Origin of the sequence: uncultured Pseudacidovorax sp., assembly GCF_913773995.1 — a bacterium.
In the GTDB taxonomy this organism is placed as follows: domain Bacteria; phylum Pseudomonadota; class Gammaproteobacteria; order Burkholderiales; family Burkholderiaceae_C; genus Xenophilus.
This window is the reverse complement of sequence record NZ_CAJYES010000081.1, coordinates 1-7567: the sequence shown is the minus strand read 5'-3', so window position 1 is coordinate 7567 and position 7567 is coordinate 1. Positions and strand designations below refer to the sequence as shown.

5 protein-coding genes, 2 tRNA genes and 1 pseudogene are annotated in these 7567 nt (G+C 69.3%); 3 read left to right on the top strand and 5 right to left on the bottom strand.

The genetic code is table 11. The features are described 5' to 3' along the window. Positions 1–10: 10 nt before the first annotated feature. Together QZ772_RS07300 and QZ772_RS07295 are read left to right on the top strand one after the other, a co-directional pair. Positions 11–86 (top strand) — tRNA-Gly (locus QZ772_RS07300). A gap of 47 nt (positions 87–133) precedes the next feature. Further along, positions 134–209 (top strand) — tRNA-Gly (locus tag QZ772_RS07295). Between the two features lie 158 nt (positions 210–367). Here the strand turns inward: QZ772_RS07295 and QZ772_RS07290 are convergent. Next, on the bottom strand, positions 368–2920 hold the full coding sequence (locus QZ772_RS07290) for an ABC transporter permease (RefSeq protein WP_295524361.1): 2553 nt from the start codon (positions 2918–2920) through the stop codon (positions 368–370). 102 nt (positions 2921–3022) lie between these two features. On the opposite strand from QZ772_RS07290, the gene QZ772_RS07285 reads away from it, so the two are divergent. Then, complete coding sequence (locus QZ772_RS07285; protein WP_295524359.1) at positions 3023–3772, top strand: GNAT family N-acetyltransferase; 750 nt, start codon at positions 3023–3025, stop codon at positions 3770–3772. A 30-nt stretch (positions 3773–3802) separates the two neighbouring features. Here QZ772_RS07285 and QZ772_RS07280 read toward each other — a convergent pair whose 3' ends face one another. The 4 genes and pseudogenes from QZ772_RS07280 to mutL form a co-directional block, all read right to left on the bottom strand. Beyond that, the gene (locus tag QZ772_RS07280) at positions 3803–4534 is read right to left on the bottom strand and encodes an ABC transporter ATP-binding protein (RefSeq protein WP_295524357.1); all 732 of its coding nucleotides are present in this window, start codon (positions 4532–4534) and stop codon (positions 3803–3805) included. Next, positions 4531–5514: a tRNA (adenosine(37)-N6)-dimethylallyltransferase MiaA gene (miaA, locus tag QZ772_RS07275; RefSeq protein ID WP_295524362.1), complete on the bottom strand. Its 984-nt coding sequence runs from the start codon at positions 5512–5514 to the stop codon at positions 4531–4533. The genes QZ772_RS07280 and miaA overlap by 4 nt, the downstream gene beginning before the upstream one ends. Before the next feature lie 158 nt (positions 5515–5672). Further along, positions 5673–6632, bottom strand: coding sequence for an alpha/beta fold hydrolase (locus QZ772_RS07270; RefSeq protein WP_295524355.1), 960 nt, complete (start codon positions 6630–6632; stop codon positions 5673–5675). 217 nt (positions 6633–6849) lie between these two features. Beyond that, positions 6850–7567 (bottom strand): annotated as a pseudogene (gene mutL / locus QZ772_RS07265) (DNA mismatch repair protein MutL); the annotation flags it as partial.

Sequence of the window (7567 nt, the reverse complement as noted above, 5' to 3'; positions counted from 1 at the left end):
GCTCGGTTCTGCGGGAATAGCTCAGTTGGGAGAGCGCAACCTTGCCAAGGTTGAGGTCGACGGTTCGAGACCGTTTTCCCGCTCCAGTTTTAAGGAGGAAGCCTCAAGGCTTCTTCCAGTGTCCGATCAAGACGCGGGAATAGCTCAGTTGGTAGAGCGCAACCTTGCCAAGGTTGAGGTCGACGGTTCGAGACCGTTTTCCCGCTCCAGTGTTTGGTCCAAGACCGCCTTGTCTGCCCCGCTCAGGGAGTTCAGCAAGGCGGTTTTGTTTTGCCCGGTCCTTGGCGGCGGATGTGCTGTGCTCGCGCGCCAAGCCCCTGTTTTCCTGGAGCGGGACTGCGTGCGCTGACGTCTCGCTTGACCGCGTCTACCAGTCTTCCTTGACCGCCAACACCATGTCGCGCGACGCGGCCGCCCGCGCGCTCAGCCATGCGGTGATGGTGCCGGCAGCAATGACTGCGACGCAGAGCGCGGCAAGCCGTCCGGGGGGCAGCAGCATGTCCATCGTCCAGTGGAAGCTCTGCGGATTGACCACCTTCACCAGCACGGTGGCCACGGCCAATCCGAGGCCGAGTCCGGCCAGGGCGCCGATGCCGGTCCAGGCTGCGCCTTCGCCGGCGACCAAGCGGCGCACTTGGCCCGGCGTGAAGCCGAGGTGCGCCAGAAGTCCGAACTCCTTGCGACGCGCGAGCACCTGTGCGCTGAAGCTGGCGGCAATGCCGAAAAGGCCGATGGCGATGGCCACGGCCTGCAGCCAATAGGTCACTGCAAAGCTGCGGTCGAAGATGCGCAATGACACGGCGCGCAGCTCTGCGGTGGAAGCGATGTCCAGCGCGTCGCCGGCACCCAGCCGCGCCAGCGCAAGCCGGCTCAGCGCTTGGCGGATCCTTGCCTCGTCCGAATCGGCGCTACGCCAGAGCGACAGCTCGCTGGCGTTGGCATCGTTGGTGAGCGCCCTGTAGTCGGTCTGGTCGATTGCAATGGCACCGAATTGCCGCGCGTAGTCGCGCCATACGCCCGCCACGAAGAAACGCCCGGCAGGCAGGCCAAAGGCCGCGTCAAGCGACGGCAGCGTGGCGCCCACGCGCGCACCGTGCAGCGACAGCATCGGCTCGCTGACGTAGATCGGAATGCGGCCCGGGGGCGTGGGCAGGGCCGGACCCGTCAGCGGCAGGCTGTCCCCGGGCGTGCGCGGGTCGATGGGTCGGGCCAGCAGGCTCACCGCGGGCGCGGCCGGATCCAGTTGCAGCAGGCGCAGACGCTGTGGCGCGACCCGCGCCACGCCCGGGATGGCCCGCACAGACGCCACGAAGTCCGCGTCGAACGGCGCCAGTTCACCTGACGATGCGCCGGCCGCACGCACGTAGAGGTCTGCGGGCAGCACCACGTCGAGCCAACGCGTCACCGATTCGCGGAAGCTAGCGACCATCACGGTGAGCGCCACGGACAACGCCAGGCTCGCCACCACGCCGCTCAGCGCGATGGCGGCGCTGCCGCGCGTGCGTCGGGCCCGCTCCACTGCCATCAGCGGCAACAGCCGTGCGGCGAGCCGCGGCGCCAGCCAGCCGTAGAGCGCCTGGATCAACCATGGGAGTGCAGCGATACCGCCCACCAGCAGGAGCGCGACCGACGCATAGGCCGCCAGCGGCACGCCGAACACCGGCGGCGCCAGCGCCAGCGCGCCGCCGACGCCCATGAGTGCCGCTGCCGGCCACAGCCGGCCACCCCGGCCCGAGGCATCGCCGAGTCCCTTGAGCGCCTGGGCCTCGGGCAGGCGCTGCGCGGAACGCGCCGGCCACCAGCCGCCGGCCAGTGCGGCCAGCATCCCCAGCAGGCCGTAGGCGAGCATGACGCCAGGATCGATCCGCAGGGCTGGCGCCACGTCGCGGAAATAGCCGCCGCCCAGATCGCCGCCAAGCAGCCGGAGTGCGGCCCAGGCCAGCGCGAGTCCGAGGGCCAATCCTGCCGCGCTGCCCACCGCGCCCAGCGTCAGCGACTCGGCCAGTACCAGACGCAAGCGCTGCCGGGCGGTCAGCCCCAGCACACCGAGGAGGGCGAACTGCTGCGCCCGCTTTGCCACCGACAGCGCCAGCACAGAGAAGACGAGGAAGGCGCCCGTGAAGAGCGCCACCAGTGCGAGCACGGTCAGGTTCACACGATACGCCCGCGACAGGTTCCCGATGCGCTGTGCGTCATCGGCCGGTTCGGCCAGCCGCAATGCAGGCGTCCAGGCGGGCAGGGCGCGGATGGTGCGTGCGAGAGCCTCCCTGTCGGCTCCAGGTGCCAGACGCAGGTCGATGCGGCTGAGCCGGCCCTGTCGGCCCAGCAGCGCTTGTGCTGCACCGATGTCCATCACGGCCAGCGCCGGGCCGGGCGCGGCAACCGTGCCGGCGATGTCGAGTGCCAGGGTGGCGCCGTCGGGTGTTCGCAGGTCGAGCCGTTCGGCCCGTGCACCCACGGCTTGTCGGGCGGCCGCGTTCAGGAAGGCCCGTCCCGGCAGCAGCACGGCCAGCCGCGCGTCGCTGCGATCGGCCGAGGGCACGGGCATCAGGGCCGGGGCGATGGCCGGCAGCACGAGCGCATCCACGCCGAGCAGCCGCAGGCTGGTCATCCGTCCATCGCTGGCGCGCATCAGCATCTGGACCTCCAGCACCGGACTGAGCAGCTCCAGCGGCTTCAGCGTGGCCAGTTGGCCGAACAGCGTCTCGTCCAGATCGCCCTGGACGGCGCGCACCTCCAGGTCAGGCTGGCCATTGACGGTGCGCGCTGCGCGCTGGAACTCATCCAGCGCCGAGTTGTTGATCAAATGCACCGAAAACGCCAGCGCCACACCCAGCATGACGGCCAGCACAGCCGCCAGATGACGCCATGGATGGTGGCGGACCTCCTGCCAGGAGAAGGTGTTGAGCAGCGAGAACATCCTTCGATTGTGGGGTGACGCCCCGCTGCCAAACATCGTGAAGCGTTTCACAATGGCTTTATGGTTGCTGGCGTGAATGTTGAATTGATCGAGAGGGCCACCTTGGCCGCGTTGCCGCCCGATGCGCTGGAGGAGTTGCCCGGCTGGCTACTTGCCCTGGACCGCGGTACGGTAGGCCGAGCGCGAAGCGCCGTGCCGCTGCACCATGGCGCGCAGGATCCGGCGGTCCTTTCCCGCATCGAGGCAGCCTACGAGGCCTACGGTCTGCCCACGGTGTTGCGCCTGCCCATCGAGACGCCCGGATTCGAGACTCTCACCGAGACATTGCGCCAGCGCGGCTATGTGCCGTCCCGGCCCACCCAGGTGATGTGTGCCGATTCGGCGACGGTGGCGGGCAACGGGCGACCAGACGCGGTGCACCTGTCGCCTGCGCCTGGGGACGATTGGGCGAGGGTCTATCTGGGCGAAGGCTTCGATCCGGTGGACGGGCAGAGCCGGGTGCGATTGCTGCGACGGGCCAAGGACGCGGTCTATGCCAGCCTGCGCCTGTCGCAAGCGCTGTCGGGTGGTGCCGTGGGTGACGTGGCGGCCGTGGGCAGCGGCTGCTTCGCCGAGGGCTGGATGGGCGTGCATGGCATGCGCACTCGACCGCGCTTTCGCGGCCACGGGTTCGCGCGGCAGCTGATGGCGGCGATGGCCGCCGAGGCCGTGCGGCGGGGCGCCGAGCACAGCTTCCTTCAGGTCGAGGCGGAGAACTACCTGGCCCGCTCGCTCTATGCGCGGGTGGGCTTCGCGCCGGCCTGGATCTACGTGTACTGGCAGCGTCCAGGCGCGGACGCGCTGCTCAAGTGACAGGACCGACCCAGCGGCTGCGGCGCGCCGTCAGCGGAAGCCCTCGGGACCGAGGTGCAGCCGCCGGTCGGCCAGTCCCGCCGCTGCTTCGGAGTGGGTGACCAGCACCAGGCTGGCCCCATGGGCCCGCGATTCGGACAGCAGCAGGTCCATGACTTTCGCAGCGGTGCCCGGATCCAGGTTGCCCGTGGGCTCGTCGGCCAGCAGCAGGCTGGGGCGATGGACCAGCGCGCGAGCGATGGCCACACGCTGAAGCTGGCCGCCCGACAGCGCCTCGGGCAGCCGGCTGCCCAGGCCCTGAAGCCCGACCGCCTCCAGCATCTGCGCAACGCGCTCCGCCTTCCCATCCTGCCGGCCCAGCAGCATCAGTGGGAGTCCGATGTTCTGGCCCACATCCAGGTGGGGCAGCACATGGAAGGCCTGGAAGACGAAGCCCACATGCGCCCTTCGCCACAGGGCGCGCTGCTCGGCGTCCATAGCGCCCAGGTCGTGGGTGCCGTGCACCACGCGGCCTTCGTCCCAATGGTCGAGGCCGGCCATGCAGTTCAGCAGCGTCGACTTGCCCACGCCCGATTCACCCACGATGGCGACGAACTCGCCCGGGGCGACGACCAGATCCAGGTGGCGGAACACCGCACGCGCGTCCGCACCCTGCCCATAGAACTTGCCCAGCCCTTCGATGCGCAGGAACGCGGGCGTCGGCGCCGTGCCCCTGCGGCCTTCTTCTGACGCGCCCTGGGGTGCTTTCCGCTGTCGATTCATGTCGCGCCCTTCGCCAGCGCCTGGCGGACCCGTGCCACCACCCGGTCGGCCGCGTCCGTCGCGTCGCAGGCGATCACCTCGCGCCGCGGCATGCTGCGCAGCCAGGTGATCTGCCGCTTCGCCAGCTGCCGGGTCGCCGCCACACCGCGTTCGCGCAGCGCAGCCAGGTCGGCATTCGTGGGCGCCCGGCCTTCGATGGCATCCAACATCTCCCAGGCCTGCCGATATCCGACGCAACGGATCGAGGGCAATGTCACGTCGAGGTCGCGGCGCTGGCGCAACTGTCGCACCTCGTCGAGGAAGCCGCCAGCCAGCATGGCGTCGAAGCGTTGGGCGATGCGCGCATGCAGCCAGGCGCGATCCTCGGTCTCCAGCGAGATGAGCAGGGCCTCGCCATTGGCCAGAGGATCGTCGCGGCGTGGATCGGCGCCATGGCGGCGATGGAAGGCCGACAGGGGCCGGCCGCTGCTCATCCAGACCTCCAGGGCGCGCTGGATGCGCTGGCTGTCGCCAGGTGCCAGGCGAGCCGCGGTGTCCGGATCCACTTCCGCCAGGCGGGCGTGCATCGCCGGCCAGCCAAGTTCGGCGGCATCCGCGTCGATGCGGCGGCGCACGTCCGCATCGGCCGCCGGCATCGCATCCAGCCCGTCGAACAGCGCCTTGAAGTACAGCATGGTCCCGCCGACCAGCAGCGGCAGTGCGCCACGCTGGCGGATCTGCCCGATCAGCTGCTCGGCATCGGCCACGAAGGCGGCAGCGCTGTAGCGCTCGGCCGGGTCGAGGATGTCGATCAGGTGATGAGGCACCGACGCGCGTTCGGCAAGGGTGGGCTTGGCGGTTCCGATATCCATGCCGCGGTACACCAGGGCCGAGTCGACGCTGACGACTTCCACCGGCACGGATTGCGACGCCGCAACCGCCAGTGCCGCGGCGGTCTTGCCGCTGGCGGTGGGGCCCGCCATTGCGATGTAGCGCAACATGGTCACGGTCGGTGTCCGTCCGCCGCGGTGGACGGGGCCGAGGCGCGACTTTCGCTGCGGGCGGGATGGGTCGAAGAGGAAAAGCAGGAGGCCGGGGAGGGCGCAGGCATCCCGCCGAGGGTAGCAAATCGCCGTGCCCTCCCGCAGGGCTGTGCGCCTCAGGTGCCCAGGGGCTGTGGAGGCTTCACCGCCTGCGGCACGGCCGCGCCGCCGGTCGGTTGGCTCAACCGAGGGGCCGGCTCGCCGGTGGCCAGTGCGGGTGTGCCGATGCCCCGCTCCTTCATCTGGAACAGCTGGGCCAGGGCGGCACGGTACTGCGCTTCGCCCACCGAGTTGGTGCTGTGGTGCGAGCCGCCTTCGACCAGCACGAACATCTTCTGGCCGGTGGCCGCTTCGTAGAGCTTGCGCCCCAGGGTGGGATTGATCAGCGTGTCATTGGAGCCATGCACCACCAGCAGCGGCGAACCGATGGACTTGACCTTCGCCAGCGACTCGAAACGCTGCGTGATGAAGGGCTTGAAGGGGAGCCAACCCCACTTGAAGCTGCTCACCACATCCGAGATCGAGGTGAAGGTGCCCTCGACGATGGTGCCGGATTCGTCCCGCACGTCGGAGGCCAGATCGATGCCGATGGCGCCGCCCAGCGAGTGGCCGAAGATGTAGCGGCGCTGCTTGGGGTACTTAGCGGCCAGCCAGTTCCAGGCGGCGCGGGCGTCCTCACGGGCCGACTCTTCGGAGGGCAGCGTCTTGGTGCTCTTGCCGAAACCTCGGTAGTCGATGGCCAGCACCGAAAAGCCCAGCTCGTGCATTCGGCGTATGCGCGGCGCCGAGCCCGAGACGTTGTAGCGCGCGCCGTGCAGGTAGAGCATCACGGGTGTGTCGCGCGACACCGGCGCGTCGCCCAGCCACAGGCCGTGCAGGCGGACGTCGTCGCCGCCGGGCGTGCGGTAGTCGATCCACACATCGTCCATGCCCGCCGTCATCTCGGCTGTGTTGCCCCAGCTCAGATCGCTGGGCTGGAAGATCCATTCGCGCTGTTGGGCGTCTAGCGTGGAGCATCCTGCACCGACGAGGACGGTGAAAGACAAGGCCGACGCGATGAGGGACCAACGTTTCATTGGGCAAACAGAGACCGGATGGCGGGTCGAAGTTCACAGGGATTTGCAACTGCTGCCGCTGTGAACCGGCTGGTTGACGGCCCGTTACGGGGCTTTCAGACGCTTGCTCTCATGCAACGGCCATGCCCGCCTTTCGGAGGACCGTGTAAACCCCGACGCCGCTGCTGCGACAGACGGCGCCGACGCGGTGTTCTGCCCGGGTAAAAACCCGTGTCTTTCAGCGGCCGCGCAGGAACAGCCCGTCCAGATCGCGCACGCTCAACTGCCGCCATGTAGGGCGGCCGTGGTTGCACTGGTCGGAGCGTTCCGTGGCCTCCATCTGCCGCAGAAGGCCGTTCATTTCGTCCACGGTGAGCCGGCGGTTGGCACGGACGGCGCCGTGACAGGCCATGGTTGCGAGCAACTCGTGCTGGGCTCGCTGGATGACGGTGGTGGCCTCGTGCTGCGCCAGTTCGGCCAGAACGCTGCGGGCCAGCGCCACCGGGTCGCCGTCGGCCAGCGGCGCCGGCACGGCACGCACCGCCAGGGTGCGGGGCGAGAAAGGCGAGACTTCGAGCCCCAGCGCAGCGAGCACTTCGGTGCAGGTTTCCACCGTGGCCACCTCTTCCGGCGTGGCCGCGAAAGTGGCGGGAATCAGCAGTGGCTGGCTCGCGATTGCATGGCCATCGAGCTGGGTCTTCAGGCGCTCGTAGACGATCCGCTCGTGGGCGGCATGCATGTCGACGATGACCAGGCCCTGGGCGTTCTCGGCCAGGATGTAGATGCCTTGCAGCTGCGCGAGCGCACGGCCCAGGGGCCAGTCGGCCGCGCCGGTGGACACCTCGACGGAGGAGGAGCCGGAATGGAAGGCCGGTGTTGCAGAGTGCGGCGCGCCAGCGGATGTCCACGGTGGCTGCAGTGACAGATTTCCCACCGACCCCGCCGGCTGCGGTGCC

Coding starts and splice junctions, on each gene's coding strand:
- QZ772_RS07290 (WP_295524361.1), bottom strand. CDS start 2,920: ATGTTCTCGCTGCTCAACACCTTCTCCTGGCAGGAGGTCCGCCACCAT.
- QZ772_RS07280 (WP_295524357.1), bottom strand. CDS start 4,534: ATGAATCGACAGCGGAAAGCACCCCAGGGCGCGTCAGAAGAAGGCCGC.
- miaA (WP_295524362.1), bottom strand. CDS start 5,514: ATGTTGCGCTACATCGCAATGGCGGGCCCCACCGCCAGCGGCAAGACC.
- QZ772_RS07270 (WP_295524355.1), bottom strand. CDS start 6,632: ATGAAACGTTGGTCCCTCATCGCGTCGGCCTTGTCTTTCACCGTCCTC.